This is a genomic window from Streptomyces sp. NPDC050509 (assembly GCF_044457965.1).
Taxonomy (GTDB): Bacteria; Actinomycetota; Actinomycetes; order Streptomycetales; family Streptomycetaceae; genus Streptomyces.
Window position 1 is genome coordinate 24,271 of sequence record NZ_JBITHL010000023.1, and the last position, 18,995, is coordinate 43,265.

Sequence of the window (18,995 nt, forward strand, 5' to 3'; positions counted from 1 at the left end):
CCCCTTCCCCCATGGGGGGTACGGTGCCACCGGAGACCGGGGAAGGCCAGGTCACCCCCGGTTTCGCGCGGGACGCGGAGCGGCGTGCGCGGGGACTGCGCGGGCGAACGGGGAGAGGGGCCCCCGTGGCCCCCGCCCGCCTGTGGAACACCCTCCGCACCCCCGCCGATCCCTGTCAGGGGCGCCTTTGCGCCTACTCGACGATCGCCATCTCGCGCGGGGTGTTGTTGAGGCGGCGACCGCCGTCCTCCGTGACCGTGACGATGTCCTCGATCCTGACCCCGAAGCGCCCCGGCAGATAGACACCGGGCTCGACCGAGAAGCACATGCCCGGCACCATCGGCCGCTCCTCGCCCTCGATCATGTACGGCGGCTCGTGGGTCGTGACGCCGATGCCGTGGCCGGTGCGGTGGATGAAGTACGCGCCGTACCCGGCGTCCTCGATGACCGCGCGGGCGGCGCGGTCGACCTCCTGGCAGGCGGCCCCGGGCCGTACCGCCTCGAACCCGGCCTGCTGCGCCGCGCGTACGACGTCGTGCACGCGCCGCTCCTCGGCGGTCGGCTCGCCGACATGGACGGTCCGGGTGGTGTCGGAGCCGTACCCGTACTTGAGCCCGCCGAAGTCGAGGACGACCATGTCGCCGTGCTCGATGACCCGCTCGTCGGCCTCGTGGTGCGGATCGGCGCCGTTGGGGCCCGATCCGACGACGGTGAAGTCGACCTGGGAGTGGCCGTGCTCCCGCAGGAGGCGGGCGAGATCGGCGGCCACGTCCGTCTCCCTGCGCCCGGCGAACCGGACCTTCAGGATCTCGTCGTACGCGGCGTCGGCCGCCGCGCCCGCCGCCCCGATCCGCTCCAGCTCCCGCGCGTCCTTGACGGCGCGCAGCATCGGCAGCCCCTCGGTCAGCGCCACGTACGAGGTGCCGGGCAGCGTCCGCTGGAGCGCGAGCAGATGCAAGGCCCAGGTGTTGTCGCTGACGCCGAACCGGCCCGCCGGGTCCAGCAGCGGGGCCGTCACGCCGTACGGGTCCGTGCCGTCCGTCCAGTCGCGCAGGATGAGCGCGGGCGCCCCGGCGGCGCGCGCCGCGTCCGGTGCCTCCAGGGCGGGCACCACGAGGACGGGGTCCCGGCCCGCGGCGACGACGAGCAGCGTGAGCCGCTCGGTGTCGGCGGTCGGCCGGTAACCGGTGAGATGGACGAGGTCGGGCCCGGGGGCGACGAGCAGGCCCGCGAGACCGGCGTCGGCCGCGGACCCGGCGGCGCGGGCCATCCGGGCGCGGTAGTCGTCCGCGGTGAAGGGCGGCGGAACGACGGGCGGCGGGGCGAGGGTCATACGGTCTCCTTCTTCGGTGTCCATGCGGGCGGCCGAGGTCACCGCGGGCAGACGAGCCCGGCGGGATCCGCACGAGAGGGCCTACTCGACTCCCGGTGGCATCCGCCCGTCCGGGTCCAGCCGTTCCAGCAGCTCCTGGAAGTCGTCGCCGACGACGATCCGCAGCCCCTCGCCGTCGTCGTCCGCCTCGCTGAGCTGCGTGAGCGTACCGCCGCGCCACCAGTAGACGTACGGGCTGATGGCGCCGGGGGTGTCCTCGTACCCGGAGGCGGCGAACGACGCCATCGCGTTCAGCGACGGGATCATCGTCAGGTCCCGGATGACGTGGAAGGCGAGCTGGTGCCGGAACGGCAGCGCGACGAGCGCCCCGTCCGGCGGGATCCGCTCGCCGGTGACCTGCCGTACGACCGTCTCCAGGGCGAGGACGCGGCTGGCCGTGTAGAAGGAGTCGCCGAGGATCACCTCGAACCGCATCCCGTCGGCGCCCTTGTCCTTGACGGTCTCGCGCCCCTCGACGGGCAGCTCGCGCAGATTGCGCAGCGCCCGCTCGCGGAGGTCCCTGACCTCGCCCAGCGGCTCCAGCGCCTCGTCGGTGAGCATCATGACGCTCTCCGGCAGATCGAGCGCGAGCACTTCGTAGAGCCCGGGGGCGACCGAGCGCGCGTACCCGAACGTCTGGGCGTCGAGGCCGTCCTCACTGATCACCCGGGGGTAGAGCTGGGCGCGTATCTGCTCGGGCGACAGGGTGTCGAGCGCGGAGGGGCCGTCCATGGTGCGCAGCACCATGCCCGCGTGTCTGCGGGCGAGATCGCCCCAGACGCGGGGCCCGCGGTCGTCGTTGTGGCAGACCGCGGCGAGGTTGCCCAGGCCGAAGTGGCGGCCGGCGCTGTCGGTCACCATGTCCGCGTAGAGCGTGACCTCCAGTCCGTGCTCGGCGAACGCCTCACGGACCTGGCCGCGGAAGAGCGCGGCCTCGTCCACCGAGAAGAACGAGAACGCGGGGTCCCGGGGCGTGTCACGTCCGTCACGCCTCGGCCCTCGCCGGAACAGCCCCACCACCATCGCCTCCGCCCGTGTCCGCCCCGCGCCGGAACTGTCCCGCCCGCTCCCCCGGAAAACGCGGGGAGCCCGGTGACCGCCAGGGGCCCCGATGGATCCCGGGACGGATCCCGGGTGATCTCGGACTTCCGATGCTAGTCCTCGGGTGTGACAACGAGACAGGCGCGGTACGGGGCTTCTCGCACCGCCTTGCCCCGAGGCTGGTCATACGTATAACTTCTCCCCATGCCCCATATCGCTCTGGTCACTCTCGTCGTCGACGACTACGACAAGGCCATCGCCCACTACACGGAGGCCCTCGGCTTCGAACTGGCCGAGGACACCGACCGCGGCGACGGCTCCCGCTGGGTCGTGGTCCGCCCGCGCGCGCTCGGCGGAACCGCCGGCGGAGCCGGGACCGGTCTGCTGCTGGCGCGCGCCAAGGACGACGCCCAGCGCGCGAGCATCGGCGCGCAGACGGGCGGCCGGGTCGGCTTCTTCCTGTACACCGACGACTTCGCCCGCGACCACGCCCGCATGGCCGCCGCCGGTGTCCGCTTCGTACAGGAGACCCGCCACGAGCCGTACGGAACGGTCGCGGTCTTCGAGGACCTGTACGGAAACCTCTGGGACCTGCTCCAGCCCGCATAGGCCCGGCACGATCGCGGGGGCGGTCGCGGGGGCGGTGCGCACGGGCCCGCGCGGGGCGGTACCTTCGTGCTGCCGAAATCCGGCGCGCCCTCCCCGGGTTCACGGCGGGTGCGGGCCGGACCAGCCAGGAACGAAGGGGGCCGGCCCATGGGCCTGGCACAGTTGCACTACACCTCGGCCCCACCGGGCCCGGACGGGCCGGGCTCCGGCTTCGTCTCCGTCACCCCGGGCATACCCCGGTCGCTGCTGGACGAGGTGGAGCGGCTGATCGGGTACGAGCCACCCGAGGGCGCTCCGCCGCACCCCACCGACGCCGAACCCGCCTCCCTACCGCAGGCGTTCAGCCACAGCGTGCTCTCCGACGGCAGCCGGCTGCTGGCCCGTACGGTCGGCACCGTGACGGCCACCGGTACAGGCACAGGCACCGGCACAGGCGGCTTCCACACCCATGCCGTCCTGCTGCCCCGGGACGCCGGGCTGCCCGGCGGCGGCCTGCCCATATCGGCCTGGAACTCCGTGCGTTGGGCCACCTCCGCACCGGAGGGCGGGACCCCGGCGCCGCTGGAGGAGCTGCCCCCGCTGGGGCTCCTCGGCCGGGACGTGCTGGTCGGGTTCGCCGCCGCGCGCGCCCCGTGGCTCGCGCGGTTCTTCGCCGGGCTGCGGGAACAGACCGACACCGGTACGGACACCGGCATCGACGGCAGCACCGGCTCCGGCACCTGCGCGCGGATCGTCCTCGTCGAGCGGAGCAGCGCCGATGTCGCCCAGTGGATCGCGCTGGCCTGCGCCGCCCTGCCGCGCGAGCACGCCGAACCGCTGACGTTCACCACGTACACCCGCCGGCCGCGCGAGGCCCGTCAGCGGATCGTCGGCGTACTCCCGGACGGCGCACGGGAATGGGCCGAGCCGGATCAGCACGTCCGGGTCCTCGACTGCACCGGCCGCGCCCCCGCTCCGACGGCTCCTCCCCCGTCCGCGTCGCCCCAGTACACCCCGTACGTCTGGGGCGAGATCGCCGCGCGCGTCTGGCTCGGCAGGGCGCCCGAGGTGTTCACGGAGGCGGCGGAGCTGCCGGGCGGCCCCCTCTCCCCCGGCGCGCTGGCCTTCGCCGCGCTCTGCGCGGACATCGCCCTGGGCCCGGAAGGCCGGACGGAAGCGGCGGCCTGGGCGGGCCGGCACGCGCGCGAGCTGTCCCCCGGGCGGCTGCACCGGCTCGTCGAAGCACTCGCCGCCCCGGCCGAGGACCACCGTACGGAGGCCGAATGCGCCGCCCTGGCGCGGCTGTTCACGGCGCTCGACGGCCTGGCGCGGCCGACGGGGCGGGACGGCGGCCGTACGGCGGCCACGCTCGGCGTACTCGGCGCGCTGGTGCTGACCACGGCCGTACGGATGGACCGCGTACCCCAGGAGCCGCTCCCCGAGGCGGAGTTGTCGGCGCTCCCCGGGGAGCTGAAGCGGCGGCTCGCCACCGAGCTGGCCCCCGGCCTCCTCGCGGGCATCGCCGACGACACGGGGCCGGACATCGCCCGCCCGGTGGAGCTGCTGCGCGTCGCGGGCATCCTCGGCGTGGACTGTACGGAGCTGCTTCCGGGCCTCGCCGCCCATCTTGTGCGCGTCCTCTCCGCCGATCCGGACACGGCCCGCGTCCCGGCCGTACGCACCGTGCTGGAGGACCACTTCGCGCTGCGTACCGCGCTGCTCGGCGCACTCGACGCGCACGCCGCCGACGATCCCGCCGCCGCCACACGGCTGCTGGGCGCGGTCGATCTCCCCCTCGGCGGGGTGCAGACGCTGCCGCATCTGCGGATGTGCGCGGGCGCGCCCTGGGCGCGGGAGGCCGGCGGGGACGGTCTGAGCGCGCTGCACGCCGCGCTACGGGCGTGCGGCGTCTCGGCGTTCACCGATCCGCTCGTGCTGCGTACGGCGGTACGGCTGGTGTGGGGCGGCGGCGCGCCGACCGCGGGCGAGGCCGGGCGGCTGCTCGGCGAGACGGGTTCGGACGCACACCGCGCGGCGGGCACCTGGACCATGCTCGTCGGGGCGGCGCTCGACAGCCCCGCCGACGACCCGGACGCCCCGGACCTCGCGCACGATCTGCTGCGCTGCTTCCCCGACAAGCTGGAGCCGCGCGTACGGGGTGCGCTGCTGCTCCTCGACTTCCTCCGCGAGCTCGGCCCGGGCCGGGCCGAACCGCCGTGGACGGAGCGGGCGTTGTCCCTGCGGGCCGACGCCGAGCCGGTGGAACCGACCCTGCTGGCCCGGCTGTTCGAGACCCTGGGCCGTCAACTGCTCTCGGAGGACAGGCCGGAGGGCGAGCTGTACACGCTGATCCACTGCGGGGAGCCCGCGCTGCTCACGGCGTACGCCGCGGCAGCCCAGGAGCCCCGCGTGGCCGACCGGCTGCGTACGTCCCCCGCGTACGCGGCACACTGCTTCGTCGCGTGGAGCTCGCTCCCGGGCGCGAGCGCCGCGTGGGACACGACGCGTACGACGCTCCGCGACAAAGTCCTGCGCCCGGCGGTCCGCGCGCTCCCCGACGCGGATGTCGCCGCCGTAGAGCACCATCTCGAACAGGTGGGGGCCCACCGGGCGGAGGAGTTCCGCGCCTGGAACCGGCCGGGCGCGCTCAGCAGGCTGGGCCGGCGTTTCGGTTCCCTCGGCCGCCAGCGGTGAGCTCAGTCCTCGTCCGGCGCCAGCCGCAGCGAGATGCTGTTGATGCAGTACCGCTGGTCCGTCGGGGTCGCGTACCCCTCGCCCTCGAAGACATGGCCCAGGTGCGAGCCGCAGCGCGCACAGCGCACCTCGACGCGGACCATGCCGTGCGAGCGGTCCTCGATCAGCTCGACCGCGTCCGTGTCCTTCGGGTCGTAGAAGGACGGCCAGCCGCAGTGCGACTCGAACTTCGTGTCGGAGCGGAAGAGGTCGGCGCCGCACGCGCGGCAGGAGTAGACGCCGGTCGTCTTCGTGTCCGTGTACTCGCCGACGAAGGCGGGCTCCGTGCCGGCCTCGCGGAGCACCTTGTACTCCGCGGGCGACAGCTCCGCGCGCCACTGCTCTTCCGGCTTGTCGATCTCGTACGCCATGGCTCTCTTGCCTCTCTGGGTCGTCAGGGCCTGACCGGTCCGCCGGGCGGGTCAGCCGGCCAGGCGGGCCAGGATCCGCGGGCCGAGGTCCGTGACGTCGCCCGCCCCCATGGTGAGAACGAGATCACCGGGGCCCGCCATTCCCGCCACCGCGTCCGCCACCGCGTCCTTGTCGTGGACGGCCGTGACCGTAGCGCCCGCCGCCTGTGCCGCCTGGACGATCAGGGCGCTGGTGACGCCCGGGATCGGGTCCTCGCGGGCCGGGTAGATGTCGAGGACGAGCGACGCGTCGGCGAGGGCGAGCGCCTGGCCCATCTCGGTGCTGAGTTCCTGGGTACGGGAGAACAGGTGCGGCTGGAAGACGACCAGCAGCCGGGAGCCGGGGGCCGCCGCCGCGCGCATCGCCTCCAGGTCGGCCGTCATCTCGGTGGGGTGGTGCGCGTACGAGTCGATGACCTGGACGCCCGCGGCCTCGCCCTTGAGCTGGAGGCGGCGCTTGACCCCGGTGTAGGTGCCGATGGCCGAGGCGAGGTTGTGCGCGGGGATGCCGAGGGCGACGCCCGCCGCGAGGGCGGCGACCGCGTTGAGGGCGTAGTGCCGGCCGGGCACGGAGACCGTGAAGGTGAGCAGGCGGCCGTCGAGCAGGACCGTGACCTCGCTGGTCAGACCCCGTGCGGTGATCTTGTGGACCCGTACGTCCGCGCCTTCGGCCGCGCCGTACGTGACGACCTTCACGGTGGCCAGGTCGCGGACCCGCGCGGTCAGCTCCACGGCGCCCTGCTGGTCCGCGGAGACCACCAGGGTGCCGCCCGGGACGATCTTGCCGACGAAGGTCTCGAAGGACTCGTAGATCTCGTCCATCGAGGCGTAGTTGGCGTGGTGGTCCAGCTCGACGTTGAGGACGATCGCGACCTCGGGGTCGTACTTCTGGAAGCTGCGGTCGCTCTCGTCCGCCTCGGCGACGAAGATCTCCCCGCCGCCGTGCCGGGCGTTGGTGCCGGGGCCCGCCAGGTCGCCGCCGATCGCGTACGACGGGTCGAGGCCCAGCTCGGTGAGGGCGACGGCCAGCATGGACGTGGTGGTCGTCTTGCCGTGGGTGCCCGCGACCGCGATCGGCCGCAGGCCGCCGCCCATCAGCGAGGCCAGCGCGTCGGAGCGGTGCACCACGGGCACGGACAGCTCGGCGGCGCGCGCCAGCTCCGGGTTGTCGGCCCGGATGGCGCTGGAGACGACCACGCACGAGGCGTCGTCCGCGAGGTGCTCCGCGGCGTGGCCGATGTGCACGGTGGCCCCCAGCGCCCGCAGCGCCTGAGCGGTCTCCGACTCCTTCGCGTCGCTGCCCGCGACCTTCGCCCCGCGCTGGGCGAGGATCTTCGCGATGCCCGACATCCCGGCGCCGCCGATACCGATGAAGTGCGGCCGTTCCATGGCGACGGGGATACCGGTACCGGGTGCCATCTGTGTTTCTCCCAAGGTGCGAGCGGGGTGCTGGTCAGGACCGACAGCGTACGTTCGGCACTGCCGGTGCCGTCGATTCAGCCTATTCGCTGTGGGCGAAGAGTTTGAGCACCGGTACGCCGACCTTGTGACGGGCCCGGGACGCCCAGTCCCGGTGGAAGAACTCCTCCACGTAGTGCGGTTCGGTCAGCACGATCACCTCGTCGGCCGCCGCGTCCTCCACGACGGTCTTGAGCAGGTCCAGCGGGTGTTCCTCGACCACCTGGCCCACGGCCTCTGAGCCCGCGGCGCGCAGGGCCCTCAGCGAGTGTTCGAGTGCCAGTTCGGCCGGCTGTCTGGCCGCCGTGCCCTCCAGTTCGTCGCCCTCGCGCGTGGCGTCCCGCAGTTCGCCGACCGCGACGTCGTCGATGGCGCGCAGCAGGACGTCCGCCTGGTCGCCGCGGGGTTGCATGAGCACCACGAAGGAGACGCTCTCGTCACCGTGGAGGGTGGTGACGAACTCCACGTCCTCCGGCGTCAGGGGCTTCTCGATCATCAATACGCTTGTGAACACGACAGGCGCCCTTCTGTTCCACTGAAGCTGTTCCACTGAGCTGTTCCATTGAGTCAACTGAGCCACTTGGTGCACGGGCCCTCCGGACCCGCTGCGGAAACCATCCTTCCCCGTGCCCGCACGGGGTCTGAGAATAAGTCTGCCCAGCGGAAGCTAACCGGAACGGTGAATTCCGCTCATTGTCGGACGCGGTGGTACCGGGTGAAGAGGAACCCGTCCTGCTCCAGCAGGGACGCCAGTGCGAACCGCTCCGGTACGGCGACGACGGGGCCCCCCGCGATGCGCTGCGCGCCCCCTGCGGTGAGCGTCGGGGAGAGCGTCAGACACAGCTCGTCCAGAACGCCCGCCGCCACGAACTGACCCAGCAGCCGCGGGCCGCCCTCGGTGAGCAGCCGGACGAGGCCGCGCTCCGCCAGGGCGCGTACGGCGCGGGCGGGGTCCACCCCGGCCCCCTCCCCCGCGACGATCACCACCGCGCCGGCCTTCTCGGCGGCGTGCACCCGGTCCCGCGGGGCGGCGGCGCCGGTCAGGACGAGCGTCGGGACGCTGGGCGCGGTGAACAGCGGCGCCGCGAGATCCAGGTCCAGGCCGGCGGTGACGACGGCGATCGCCGGCGCGGGGCTCTGGCCGGCCGCGGCGCGCCGTGCGGCGAACGCCTCACGGGCGCGGGCCGGCCGGTACCCCTCCCGCCGAACCGTTTCCGCCCCCACCACCACCGCGTCGGCGAGCCCGCGCAGCGTGCCGAAGATCCGCATGTCGGCGTCGGAGGAGAGGGCGTGCGACAGACCGTCGTGCTGGGCGGCGCCGTCCAGGGTGGAGACCATGTTGGCGCGCAGCCAGACCCGCCCGTCCTCCGGGCCCCCGCCCCGTACGTACTCCGGGTAGGCGTAGGTGTCCGCCAGCTCGTCGAGCGTCCACTCACGCCCGGTGGTGTCGGCGCCGAGGTCAGCGGGGGTGCCGGGCGCTGTCTGATCGGTCACAGGGAACAGGCGTCGCATGTCCAGCAGTCTGGCACGGAGCATAGAGTGAGGAGTTGTGTCGTCCTCCACCCACGCCTCCGGTCCCGCCTCGACAACCGAGTCGGCACCCCTCTCCCTCTGCGCCCGCGAGCCGCGCGTCCCCGCCGACCGGCTGGTCGCGGAGATGGTGCCGCCGCCGCGCTTCGACTCCGTACGGTTCGACACGTACGTACCCGACCCGAACCAGCCGAGCCAGACCGAGGCCGTCACCGTCCTGGACGCCTTCGCCGCCGGGTTGGGCGGTGCGCACCGCGTCGCCGGCTCCGGGGGTTCCGGGGGCGGCATGCGCCGCTGGTTCGCGCGGAAGCCGCCGGCGCCCACGGGGCCGCGCGGGGTCTATCTGGACGGCGGGTACGGCGTCGGCAAGACGCATCTGCTGGCCTCGCTCTGGCACGCCACCCCGGCCCCGCCCGAGCAGAAGGCGTTCGGCACGTTCGTGGAGCTGACGAACCTCGTCGGCGCGCTCGGCTTCCAGCAGACCGTACAGACGCTCGGCGGGCACCGGCTCCTGTGCATCGACGAGTTCGAACTCGACGACCCGGGCGACACCGTCCTCGTCTCCAGCCTGCTGGGCCGGCTGGTCGAGCGGGGCGTGGCGCTGGCCGCGACGTCCAACACCCTGCCGGGCAAGCTCGGCGAGGGCCGCTTCGCCGCCGCCGACTTCCTCCGGGAGATCCAGGGGCTCTCCGCCCAGTTCCGGCCCCTGCGCATCGACGGCGAGGACTACCGCCACCGGGGGCTGCCGGAGGCGCCCGCCCCGTACTCCGACGAGGCGGTGACCCGGGCGGCGTACGCCACCGAGGGCGCCAGCCTGGACGACTTCCCCGGGCTGCTCGACCATCTCGCCTCGGTCCACCCGAGCCGGTACGGGGCGCTCACGGAGGGGGTACGGGCCGTCTGCCTCACGGAGGTCGTCCCGGTCCCCGACCAGTCGACGGCGCTGCGGCTCGTGGTCCTCGCGGACCGGCTGTACGACCGGGAGGTGCCGGTGCTCGCCTCCGGCGTGCCGTTCGACCAACTGTTCAGCGACGAGATGCTGAACGGCGGCTATCGGAAGAAGTACTTCCGGGCGATCTCCCGTCTCACCGCGCTGGCGAGGGACGCGAAGGGCCTGGTCACTCCGTAGGTTCCAGTAGGTTGGGGGCTTTGGGGGCCGCAAACCCCCGTGCCGGAGCGGTCGGCCCCCGTGGCCGTCCCGGCACCGCCGTTGACCATCGGAAGGAACCATCATGGCTACTGTTCGCACCGCTCACACGGTCTGGGAAGGCGAACTGCTCAAGGGTTCGGGCACCGTCACCTTCGACTCGTCCGGCATCGCCGAGCAGCCCGTCTCCTGGCCGTCGCGCGCCGAGAAGGCCAACGGAAAGACCAGCCCGGAGGAGCTGATCGCCGCCGCCCATTCGAGCTGCTTCTCCATGGCCCTGTCGCACGGCCTGGCCGGCGCGGGCACCCCGCCCACCAAGCTGACCACCAAGGCCGACGTCACGTTCCAGCCGGGTGAGGGCATCACCGGTATCCACCTCACCGTGGAGGGCGAGGTCCCGGGTCTGGACGCGGACGCCTTCCAGGCCGCGGCCACCGACGCCAAGGCGAACTGCCCGGTCAGCCAGGCCCTGACGGGGACGACCATCACGCTGAGCGCCTCGCTCGTCTGACGGCGGCGCGGTACGGGGCGCCGTACGGGGCGCCGCCCGGCATTCACCCGGCGTCAACACGGAATTGACATTGCGTCACCCCGCTGTTGACGAGCGGCGCCCCACGCGACACCAGAGGCTCGCGGTGACCCGCATGGTTCACGTGTCCCATGCGTACGTGATACACACATGCGGGTCACATCTCCTGTCCGCCAGCAGGGAGTTGCCTCATGTCCGCAACACGACGTCAGATCCTCGCCCGCGGCGGTGCCACCGCCGCGGGCATCGTCTTCGCCGGGGCCGTATCGGAGCTGTTCACCGGTACCGCCGCGGCGCACACCATGGGCCGCGGAGGGTACGGCCCCTTGGTCACCGACCCGGACGGCCTGCTCGACCTGCCCAAGGGCTTCCGCTACAAGGTTCTCTCCCGGGAGGGCGAACCGCTCCGCTCCGGCGAGGGCCGGGTCCCCAGCAACCACGACGGGATGGCCGCCTTCGCCGGCCGGCGCGGCCGGGTCCATCTCGTACGCAACCACGAGAACCGCCCCACCGCCCGGATCGGCGTACCGACCGTCGACGGCATCACCTACGACCCGATGGGCAAGGGCGGCTGTACGGCGCTCGAACTCGACGGGCGCAACAACGTCCTCGGCGAACGCGTCGCCATCGCCGGCACCGCCGTCAACTGCGCGGGCGGGCCCACCCCCTGGGGCACCTGGCTCACCTGCGAGGAGACCGAGGACCGCGCGGGCACCAACGGCTACACCAAGGACCACGGCTTCATCTTCGAGGTCGACGGCGCCGACCCGCGCCGCACCGGAGCCGTACCGCTGACCGCCATGGGCCGGTTCCAGCACGAGGCGGTCGCGATCGACCCCGGCACCGGCGTCGTGTACGAGACGGAGGACGCGTTCGAGAAACCGTTCGGGCTCTTCTACCGCTTCCTCCCCGAGAAGCCGCGCGGCGGTGTCGGCTCGCTGCGCGCGGGCGGGACGCTGGAGGCCATGCGGGTGCCGGGGGTGCCGGACCTGTCGACGGTCATGGAGACCGGCGCGACCTTCGACCGGATCGAGTGGGTCCCCGTACCGGACCCGCTGGCGAAGGAGACCCCGATCCGCTTCCAGGACTTCGGCGCCGGGGGCATCACCCACGCGCAGAAGCTGGAGGGCTGCTACTGGGGCGACCGCGCGGTCTACTTCGTGTCCAGCTTCGCGCACAGCTCGGACGGCTCGGCGGGCGACCACTACGGGCAGGTCTGGAAGTACGAGCCGCAGCGGCGCCGCCTCACGCTGGTGATCGTCTTCGGCCCGGACACCGACATCCAGTTGCCCGGCGAGTCCCCGGACAACATCTGTCTGGCGCCCAGCGGCGGTCTGATGGTGTGCGAGGACGGCGGGGGCGCGCAGCACGTGTTCGGGGTGACGCGGCGGGGCGAGGTGTACGCGATGGCCCGGGGCGCCAACAACGTGGGCACTCCGGAGGATCCCGAGTGGGGCGAGTTCGCCGGGGTGACGTTCTCGCCGGACGGCGCCACGATGTACGTGAACTGCTACACCCCGGGGACGACGTTCGCGGTGACGGGCCCCTGGCACTGACGCGGTACGCACCCTGACGCGTACGTACGTGACGGCGCGCCCTGCCGACCGCACAGCGGTCGCAGGGCGCGCCGATCCGTCGCATCCTGCGGTGAGGGCTCTTCGGTGAGGGGCCGACCGAGCGGAAGGGGTGCGCGGTGGCCACGAAGGACAAGAGGAACACGAAGGACAGCAAGAAGCGGAAGAAGCCGGGGAAGCAGGGAAAGGCCGGTAAGCGGCCGGGGCCGGTACCGGCCCTCCGTGAGCTGCTGCGCGTCCCCGAAGGCGGCCCCGTCGACCTCTCCGCGTACGACACGAGGGCGACCCCGGGCGGCCCGGCGGACAAGGCCGCGGGCCGGGCGGCCATGAGCGCGCTGGCCGCACGTCTGGCCGGTCTCCAGGACCGTCTGTACGCGTCCTCCACCGCGGGCGACACGCGCCGTCTGCTGCTGGTCCTCCAGGGCATGGACACCAGCGGCAAGGGCGGCACGGTCAAGCATGTGATCGGGCTGTTCAACCCGTCCGGCTGCCGGATCAGGGCGTTCAAGGCGCCGACGCCGCAGGAGCGGAGCCATCCGTTCCTCTGGCGGATCCGGCGGGCGCTGCCCCGGCCCGGCGAGATCGGCATCTTCGACCGTTCGCACTACGAGGACGTCCTGATCGCCCGCGTCCGCGGCCTGGCCTCCCGGCGGGACCTCGCCTCACGCTACGGACAGATCAACCGCTTCGAGAGGGAGCTGGCCGACGACGGGACGACGATCGTGAAGGTCTTCCTCCACATCGGGTACGAGGAGCAGCGCGACCGGCTCCTGGCCCGGCTGGACGACCCGGACAAGCACTGGAAGTTCCAGCCGTCCGACATCGCGGACCGGGCGCTGTGGCCCGCCTACCAGGAGGCGTACGAGCAGGCGCTGCGGCGCTGCTCCACGGACGCGGCGCCGTGGTTCCTCGTACCGTCGGACCGCAAGTGGTACCGCAACTGGGCGATCAGCACCCTGCTGCTCGAACACCTGGACGCGCTGGATCCGGCGTACCCGGCGGGCGGCTTCGACGTCGAGGAGAGCCGCGGGCGGCTGCTCGCGATGGGCCGGCCGGACTGAGCCGGGCGCGACCGGCCGGACCAAATCTTCGGGGTGCGTGAGCGCCGTACACCGATTCCAGATAGATCATCATATATTTTCCGCGTGTGACCACATATGCACGCACGCTCACCGCCGTCGGCGCCCTCGGGGCACTCGGTCTGCTCGGCTCCGCCCTGTCCGGGTGCGCGGGCGCCGACCGCGCCGGTGCCGGGACCACCGCCTCCGCTCCCCCGCACACCGCGTCGCCCCGCCCCGCCGTGGCGAAGGGGCCACCCAGCATGGTTCCGGGGCCCGACGGGCTGACGCCGGTCTTCCAGCGCGGCGCCCCCGCCGCGGGGAAGACAGTGGCCCTCACCTTCGACGCCGACATGACGGCGGACCAGGGACCGCGGGCCGCGAGCGGCGAGCGCTTCGACAACCCGTCGCTGATCGCGCTGCTGCGCCGGCTCGAAGTGCCGTCGACCGTGTTCATGACGGGACGCTGGGCCGAGGAGTACCCGACCCAGGCGAAGTCGATCGGCACGGACCCGCTCTTCGAGATCGCCAACCACTCGTACAGCCACTACGCCTTCACCGCCGACTGCTACGGGCTGCCGGTCATCGGCAAGGAGCGGATGGCCGGCGACGTACAACGGGCCTTCAAGGCGTTCCGCGCGGCGGGGGCGCGCAACGTGGTGCCGTACTTCCGCTTCCCCGGCGGCTGTTACGACAAGGCGGCGCTGCGCGCGCTCGCCCCGCAGAAGGTGACCGCCGTGCAGTGGGACGTCGTCAGCGGCGACGCCTTCGCCACGGACCCGGACGCCGTCGCGGACCAGGTGCTGGCGGACGTGAAGCCCGGCTCCCTGGTGGTGATGCACTGCACGCGCAGCGCGGCGCCGGTGACGGAGGACGCGGTACGGCGGATCGTGCCGGAGCTGCGGGAGCGCGGCTTCCGCTTCGTCCGGGTGTCGGAGCTGATGGCGCACTGAACCGACGGGGAGGCCGGCGGACGGCACCGCCCCACGGGATCAGCCCGAGCACGCAGTCCGCTGGGCCTCCTGCCACTCGCAGACGGGGCAGAGGGTCGCGCCCCTGACCGTCTCCGGGTGCTCGGTCGGCTCCCCGCACAGCACGCAGTCCGCGTACGCCGTCACCACCGGTTCTCCGGCCGTCCGCCCGCTCGTCCGCTCGCTCATACGGTCGAGCCTACTGGGGCCGCCCGTCCTCCGGTCCCGGTCGCCCGGCCCCGGTCCGCCCGCTCAGCCGTCCCGACGGGTGCCGATCACGCACGCCACCGCCGCCGCCACACCCGCCACCAGCACGGCGGCCACCAGCGCCGGCCCCGGCGCCCCGACCTCCCCGGTCAGCGAACCGGTCACCAGGCCGCTGACCGCGTACCGCGCCGGGGACCCGGTGATCACCAGCGCGACCAGCGAGACCACCGTCGTGGCCGCGATCGACCAGCCCCGGGCGCGCAGCAGCGGTCGGTTGCACACCGCTCCGACGGCCGCGCCGACCAGCAGACAGACCAGCGCGGCGAGCAGCCCCGCCGTACCGGCGGACACCACGTCCACCTCGACCGTGAAGTCGGCGTTCTTCGGTTCGCTGATCAGGATGACGAGCAGGGTGCCCGCCACCCCGATGGCGCCCGCGACGGCCACGGCGGCCAGCAGCGTGGCGAGATGCGCCCGGCGCGTCCCGTTCACCGCGCCGACGACCGCACGCGAGGCCGCCGGTTCCTGGGTGACGCAGATCCGGACCAGCCAGGCGGTGACGGGCAGCAGGGCCGCCGCCGCGTATCCGAGCGAGTCCAGGATCGGCTGCCCCGACTGCACCCCGACGCCGAGGAAGATCCCGTACAGCAGGAGCGGCGGCAGCCAGCGCTGCGAGCGCAGCAGCAGGGCGATCTGATAGCTGAGCAGTGCGGTCATGAGGAGATGCGCTCCGTCTCCGTGGTGGCGGAACCGGCCGGGGCCGGCTCCGCGGCCCGGCCCACCTCCCTGATGTGCCAGGGCGGACCGGCGGTGAGCAGCGCCCGCAGCAGCGCGTCGGAGTGCTCCGCGGCCACCGTCAGCAGGACGGAACCGTCCTCGGCGGGTACGTCGCAGGCGGGCGCCCCGGGCAGTCCGGCCGCCGCCGCGCCGTCGAGCACCGTGCCCGGCGGTCCCTCGGCGAGGATCCGTACCACCACGCCGTGCTCCCCGTCCCGCTCGTCGTCGGGGAGCGCGGCCTCGGTACGGGGCACCACGCCGCCGTCCACCACCCCGTACAACGCGTCGGACGCCCCGGCCAGCCGCCGCCGGTCGTGGTCGACGAAGACGACCGTGCCGCCCGCGGCGACACGCTCGGCGACCGCCCGGTCCAGCTCCGCGCGGGCCGCCGTGTCCAGCCCCGTCCACGCCTCGTCGAGGACCAGCAGCTCGGGCTCGGCCAGCAGCGCCTGTGCGACGGCCACCTTCTGGCTGGTGCCCTTGGACAGCTCGTCCATCGGCGTACGGGCATGCTCCTGCGCCCCGAACCGCTCCAGCCACTCGACGGCGCTCGCCGCCGCGACATCGCGGCGCAGCCCGTGGATCCGGCCGAGGTGCATCAGATATCCGGCGGCCGTGAAGGGCAGCGAGACGGGGAAGCGCTCGGGAACGTACGCCGTGCGGGAACGGCCGCGCAGGCGGCCCTCGGTCGGCACGTCGATGCCCGCGATCAGCCTCAACAGGGTTGATTTCCCGCTGCCGTTCACGCCCTCGACCCGGACCAGGGCGCCCGCGGGGAGATCGAGATCGACCCCGCGCAGCACCCAGGGCCCGCGGAGGCCGTAACGGCGGCCCACACCTTGGAGGTTCATCCGGGCATGATCTCAGCTCGCGTCAGTGCGCGGTGGGCTTCTGCGCAGTCGCCTCGCTCGGCCGCACGATCACGAACCCTTCTCCCTGGAGCATCAGTTGGACGGCCTCGCCGGATCCGCCGCGGATCATCGAGCCCACGGACTGGGAGCGATGCAGGGATGTACCGAGTTGTGCGCTCCATCCGACGACGGCGTCCGTGTCGACGTACACCGGTGCCTGCGCCGTGACGGGAATCACGATGGGATCGCCCTCGCAGATGACGCCGAGTTTGCCGTAGCCGGTGAAGACACTGTTGAAGAGACCGCCGCCGGTCATGCCCGCGCCCTTCACCGTCTTGATCTCGTAGCTGAGGGTCGGATCGAAGCAGAGCACGTTACGGCCGTTGATGGTGAGCGCGTCGCCCTGCTCCACATCGACGATGAAGCAGTGGGCCGCCTCCTGCGCGAGCCACACCTCGCCCTGGCCCTTCACCGTCATGAGCGGCAGCCCCTCACCGGTGACCGCGCGCTTGAGGAGCCCGCCGAGGCCCTGCCCCTTGCGCTCGAACTCCAGCGAGCCGCGGTAGGCGACCATCGCCCCCTGCCGCGCGTACATCTCACCGTTGACTGCGTACTTGATCGACTTGGCGTTCTGGAGGGTCATCCCGGGCGCGGTGGCCGGCTGGGCCATGTGTTCCGTGGAGAAAAGGTCGCTCTTCATGCCGTGCATCGTCGCCCGGACCGGTGCCTTCCGCCAAGAAAGGTTCGGCCAAGAAATCCGCGGGCCGGGAGGGGCGCGGCGGCTGGCAGACTGGGGCCGTGAGCAGCGAGAGCAACGAGAGCGCCCCGGCGGAGAGTCCCTTCCGTCACGAGTCGACCGCCCGGGACGAGGCCCCGCAGTACGTACTGCCGCTGGTGGTCCGGATCGAGAAGGCCGCGCCGCCGGCCCGTACCGACGCCCTGGAGACGGCCGCCCGCGCGGTACTCACCCTGCTCTCCGACGAACGGGCCCTGGGCGAGGGCGCGGACGAGGGCGAGTGGGCCCGGGCCGTACGGGACTGGCAGGACGCCCGGATCCGCAAGGTGGTGCGGCGGGCGCGCGGCGCGGAGTGGCGCCGCGCCCGCACACTCCCCGGGATCACGGTGACGGGCAGCGGCCCGCTGACACCGGCGCCGGCCTCGGACGGTGACGCGTCGCCCGCCGCGGCGGACGGTGGGCCGGCCTCCTCGGCGGACGGGACGCCGACTTCGGACGCCGGTACGTCGTCGTCCGTCGCCGAGGTACGGGTCTTCCCGCCCGTCCCGCTCGACGGCTGGCCCAAGGAGCTGGCCAAGCTCCAGGTCTCCGGCACCGACCTGGACGACCCCGCGCCGCCGCCCCCGGCCGACCCGGCCCACCCGGTGCTGTGGCTGAGCCCCGACCTCGACATGTCGGCGGGCAAAGCCATGGCCCAGGCCGGACACGGCGCCCAACTCGCCTGGTGGGAGCTGTCGGAGACGGACCGCGCGTCGTGGCGCGACGCCGGGTTCCCGCTCTCCGTCCGCACCGCGGACGCCGCGCACTGGCGTGAACTCACCACCGCCGGGCTGCCGGTGGTCCGCGACGCGGGCTTCACGGAGATCGCCGCGGGGTCCTGCACGGTGGTCGCCGACCACCCGTCGCTGCGCCGCTGACCGACGCCCGGGAGAGCGGCCCGCACGGTCATCGATCATCCGTCGCCATCGGATTGAACACACCCGGTGCGCCGTGCGTATTCCTCCATACCGCCAAGCGGGTTGAACGGCCGCGCTCTCAGCGGTTGATTCAGCGGTGTCAGTTTTCGGTTCGGGAGGCAGCACATTGTTGCGACGTATCAACGGTTCGGCGCTCATCATCGCGGCATTGGTCGCCACAGTGGCGGCACTGGCCTTCCCTGTGTGGTCGTACGCCGACCGTTCCGGGACCGGGCAGGCCAACATCAACGCGTCGTCCGTCTCCACCCAGTGGGGCCCCCTGACGGCCACCGACCGTGATTTCCTGGTCAAGGTCAGGCTGGCGGGGCTCTGGGAGCTGCCCGCCGGACAGCAGGCCATCGAACGCGCGCCGACCAAGGCGATCAAGGAATGTGGTGACCACCTCGTCGTGGGCCACACCGACCTCGACAAGCGGGCCCGCGACGTGGCGGGGAAGCTCGGCGTCGAGCTGCCGAACCAGCCCAACGACCAGCAGCAGGGCTGGCTCAGGGAGCTGTCGGCGTCCACCGGCCAGGAGTACGAGCAGAAGTTCGCCAACCTGCTGCGCAACGCCCACGGCAAGGTCTTCGCCCTGATCGCGGAGGTGCGGCACACCACCAGGAACACCCTGATCCGCAACCTCGCCAGCGACGCCAACATCACGGTCCTCGACCACATCACCATGCTGGAGGCCACCGGCATGGTCGACTTCGACCAGATCGCCAACGAGGCCGCCGGTACCAAGACCGCCAGCCCGACCGGCCCGCCGCCCCCGAACGGCAACCTGCCCCCGGCCGCGGATCCGGTGGAGCCGAACGGGAACGAGAAGCTGACCTCCGAGCCCTCCACCGGGCCCGGCGCCCCCACCTCGATCAACACCAACCGGCCGGAGCCCGGCGCGAGCTGATCCGCTGATCCACGGCGGTTCCACATCGGTTCCACAGCACGGTGCCTCCCCCCTCATATCCGTACGGGGGGAGGCACCGTGCTTTCGTGGCGGGGGCATGGAACCTCAAATCAACCTCTGAACGTCTCCCCTCCAGGATTCACCGAGGCG

At 72.8% G+C, this 18,995-nt stretch carries 19 protein-coding genes; 9 read left to right on the forward strand and 10 right to left on the reverse strand.

Going from position 1 to position 18,995, the window contains the following annotated elements:
* Positions 1-193: 193 nt before the first annotated feature.
* Together ACIBJC_RS38140 and ACIBJC_RS38145 are read right to left on the reverse strand one after the other, a co-directional pair.
* The gene (locus tag ACIBJC_RS38140; protein ID WP_399301070.1) at positions 194-1,333 is read right to left on the reverse strand and encodes a M24 family metallopeptidase; all 1,140 of its coding nucleotides are present in this window, start codon (positions 1,331-1,333) and stop codon (positions 194-196) included.
* Between the two features lie 81 nt (positions 1,334-1,414).
* Complete coding sequence (locus ACIBJC_RS38145) at positions 1,415-2,389, reverse strand: hypothetical protein (RefSeq protein WP_399301138.1); 975 nt, start codon at positions 2,387-2,389, stop codon at positions 1,415-1,417.
* Between the two features lie 228 nt (positions 2,390-2,617).
* Here ACIBJC_RS38145 and ACIBJC_RS38150 point away from each other — a divergent pair, with 228 nt between their 5' ends.
* Positions 2,618-3,022, forward strand: coding sequence for a VOC family protein (locus tag ACIBJC_RS38150; protein WP_399301072.1), 405 nt, complete (start codon positions 2,618-2,620; stop codon positions 3,020-3,022).
* A 147-nt stretch (positions 3,023-3,169) separates the two neighbouring features.
* Positions 3,170-5,695, forward strand: a complete 2,526-nt coding sequence (locus ACIBJC_RS38155) for a GTPase-associated protein 1-related protein (protein ID WP_399301074.1) — start codon at positions 3,170-3,172, stop codon at positions 5,693-5,695.
* 2 nt (positions 5,696-5,697) lie between these two features.
* On the opposite strand, the gene msrB is transcribed toward ACIBJC_RS38155, so the two are convergent.
* The 4 genes from msrB to ACIBJC_RS38175 form a co-directional block, all read right to left on the reverse strand.
* A complete protein-coding gene (msrB, locus tag ACIBJC_RS38160) occupies positions 5,698-6,105 on the reverse strand; it encodes a peptide-methionine (R)-S-oxide reductase MsrB (protein ID WP_329822030.1) in 408 nt (135 codons plus the stop codon).
* Positions 6,106-6,156: 51 nt separating this feature from the next.
* Positions 6,157-7,563, reverse strand: a complete 1,407-nt coding sequence (gene murC / locus ACIBJC_RS38165; RefSeq protein ID WP_399301077.1) for a UDP-N-acetylmuramate--L-alanine ligase — start codon at positions 7,561-7,563, stop codon at positions 6,157-6,159.
* 82 nt (positions 7,564-7,645) lie between these two features.
* Entirely contained in the window at positions 7,646-8,098 is a 453-nt protein-coding gene (locus ACIBJC_RS38170) for an indole-3-glycerol phosphate synthase (protein ID WP_399301079.1), read from the reverse strand.
* 194 nt (positions 8,099-8,292) lie between these two features.
* Positions 8,293-9,114: a pyrimidine reductase family protein gene (locus ACIBJC_RS38175; RefSeq protein WP_399301081.1), complete on the reverse strand. Its 822-nt coding sequence runs from the start codon at positions 9,112-9,114 to the stop codon at positions 8,293-8,295.
* 37 nt (positions 9,115-9,151) lie between these two features.
* Here ACIBJC_RS38175 and zapE point away from each other — a divergent pair, with 37 nt between their 5' ends.
* The 5 genes from zapE to ACIBJC_RS38200 all read left to right on the forward strand — a co-directional run bounded on the left by zapE (position 9,152) and on the right by ACIBJC_RS38200 (position 14,393).
* Positions 9,152-10,261 carry a cell division protein ZapE gene (gene zapE, locus ACIBJC_RS38180; protein ID WP_399301083.1) on the forward strand — a complete coding sequence of 370 codons (1,110 nt, stop codon included), beginning with the start codon at positions 9,152-9,154 and terminating at the stop codon, positions 10,259-10,261.
* Between the two features lie 103 nt (positions 10,262-10,364).
* Positions 10,365-10,790 (forward strand): OsmC family protein, encoded by a 426-nt coding sequence (locus ACIBJC_RS38185; protein WP_399301085.1) that lies wholly within the window; start codon positions 10,365-10,367, stop codon positions 10,788-10,790.
* A 209-nt stretch (positions 10,791-10,999) separates the two neighbouring features.
* A complete protein-coding gene (locus ACIBJC_RS38190) occupies positions 11,000-12,364 on the forward strand; it encodes an alkaline phosphatase PhoX (RefSeq protein WP_399301087.1) in 1,365 nt (454 codons plus the stop codon).
* A gap of 137 nt (positions 12,365-12,501) precedes the next feature.
* Positions 12,502-13,443, forward strand: a complete 942-nt coding sequence (locus ACIBJC_RS38195) for a PPK2 family polyphosphate kinase (RefSeq protein WP_399301089.1) — start codon at positions 12,502-12,504, stop codon at positions 13,441-13,443.
* Between the two features lie 86 nt (positions 13,444-13,529).
* Positions 13,530-14,393: a polysaccharide deacetylase family protein gene (locus ACIBJC_RS38200; RefSeq protein ID WP_399301091.1), complete on the forward strand. Its 864-nt coding sequence runs from the start codon at positions 13,530-13,532 to the stop codon at positions 14,391-14,393.
* 39 nt (positions 14,394-14,432) lie between these two features.
* Here ACIBJC_RS38200 and ACIBJC_RS38205 read toward each other — a convergent pair whose 3' ends face one another.
* The 4 genes from ACIBJC_RS38205 to ACIBJC_RS38220 form a co-directional block, all read right to left on the reverse strand.
* Positions 14,433-14,600 (reverse strand): hypothetical protein, encoded by a 168-nt coding sequence (locus ACIBJC_RS38205; RefSeq protein WP_329822037.1) that lies wholly within the window; start codon positions 14,598-14,600, stop codon positions 14,433-14,435.
* Between the two features lie 63 nt (positions 14,601-14,663).
* Complete coding sequence (locus ACIBJC_RS38210) at positions 14,664-15,335, reverse strand: ABC transporter (protein ID WP_399301094.1); 672 nt, start codon at positions 15,333-15,335, stop codon at positions 14,664-14,666.
* Positions 15,332-16,246 carry an ATP-binding cassette domain-containing protein gene (locus ACIBJC_RS38215; protein WP_399301096.1) on the reverse strand — a complete coding sequence of 305 codons (915 nt, stop codon included), beginning with the start codon at positions 16,244-16,246 and terminating at the stop codon, positions 15,332-15,334. Before ACIBJC_RS38215 ends, ACIBJC_RS38210 begins: the two co-directional genes overlap by 4 nt.
* A 22-nt stretch (positions 16,247-16,268) precedes the next feature.
* Positions 16,269-16,946, reverse strand: a complete 678-nt coding sequence (locus ACIBJC_RS38220) for an AIM24 family protein (protein WP_329822040.1) — start codon at positions 16,944-16,946, stop codon at positions 16,269-16,271.
* 98 nt (positions 16,947-17,044) lie between these two features.
* Between ACIBJC_RS38220 and ACIBJC_RS38225 the strand changes: the two genes are divergently transcribed.
* Both ACIBJC_RS38225 and ACIBJC_RS38230 read left to right on the forward strand, forming a co-directional pair.
* Entirely contained in the window at positions 17,045-17,899 is an 855-nt protein-coding gene (locus ACIBJC_RS38225; RefSeq protein ID WP_399301098.1) for an aminoacyl-tRNA hydrolase, read from the forward strand.
* A gap of 169 nt (positions 17,900-18,068) precedes the next feature.
* Positions 18,069-18,845, forward strand: coding sequence for a DUF4142 domain-containing protein (locus tag ACIBJC_RS38230; RefSeq protein ID WP_399301100.1), 777 nt, complete (start codon positions 18,069-18,071; stop codon positions 18,843-18,845).
* The last annotated feature ends 150 nt before the right edge of the window (positions 18,846-18,995 follow it).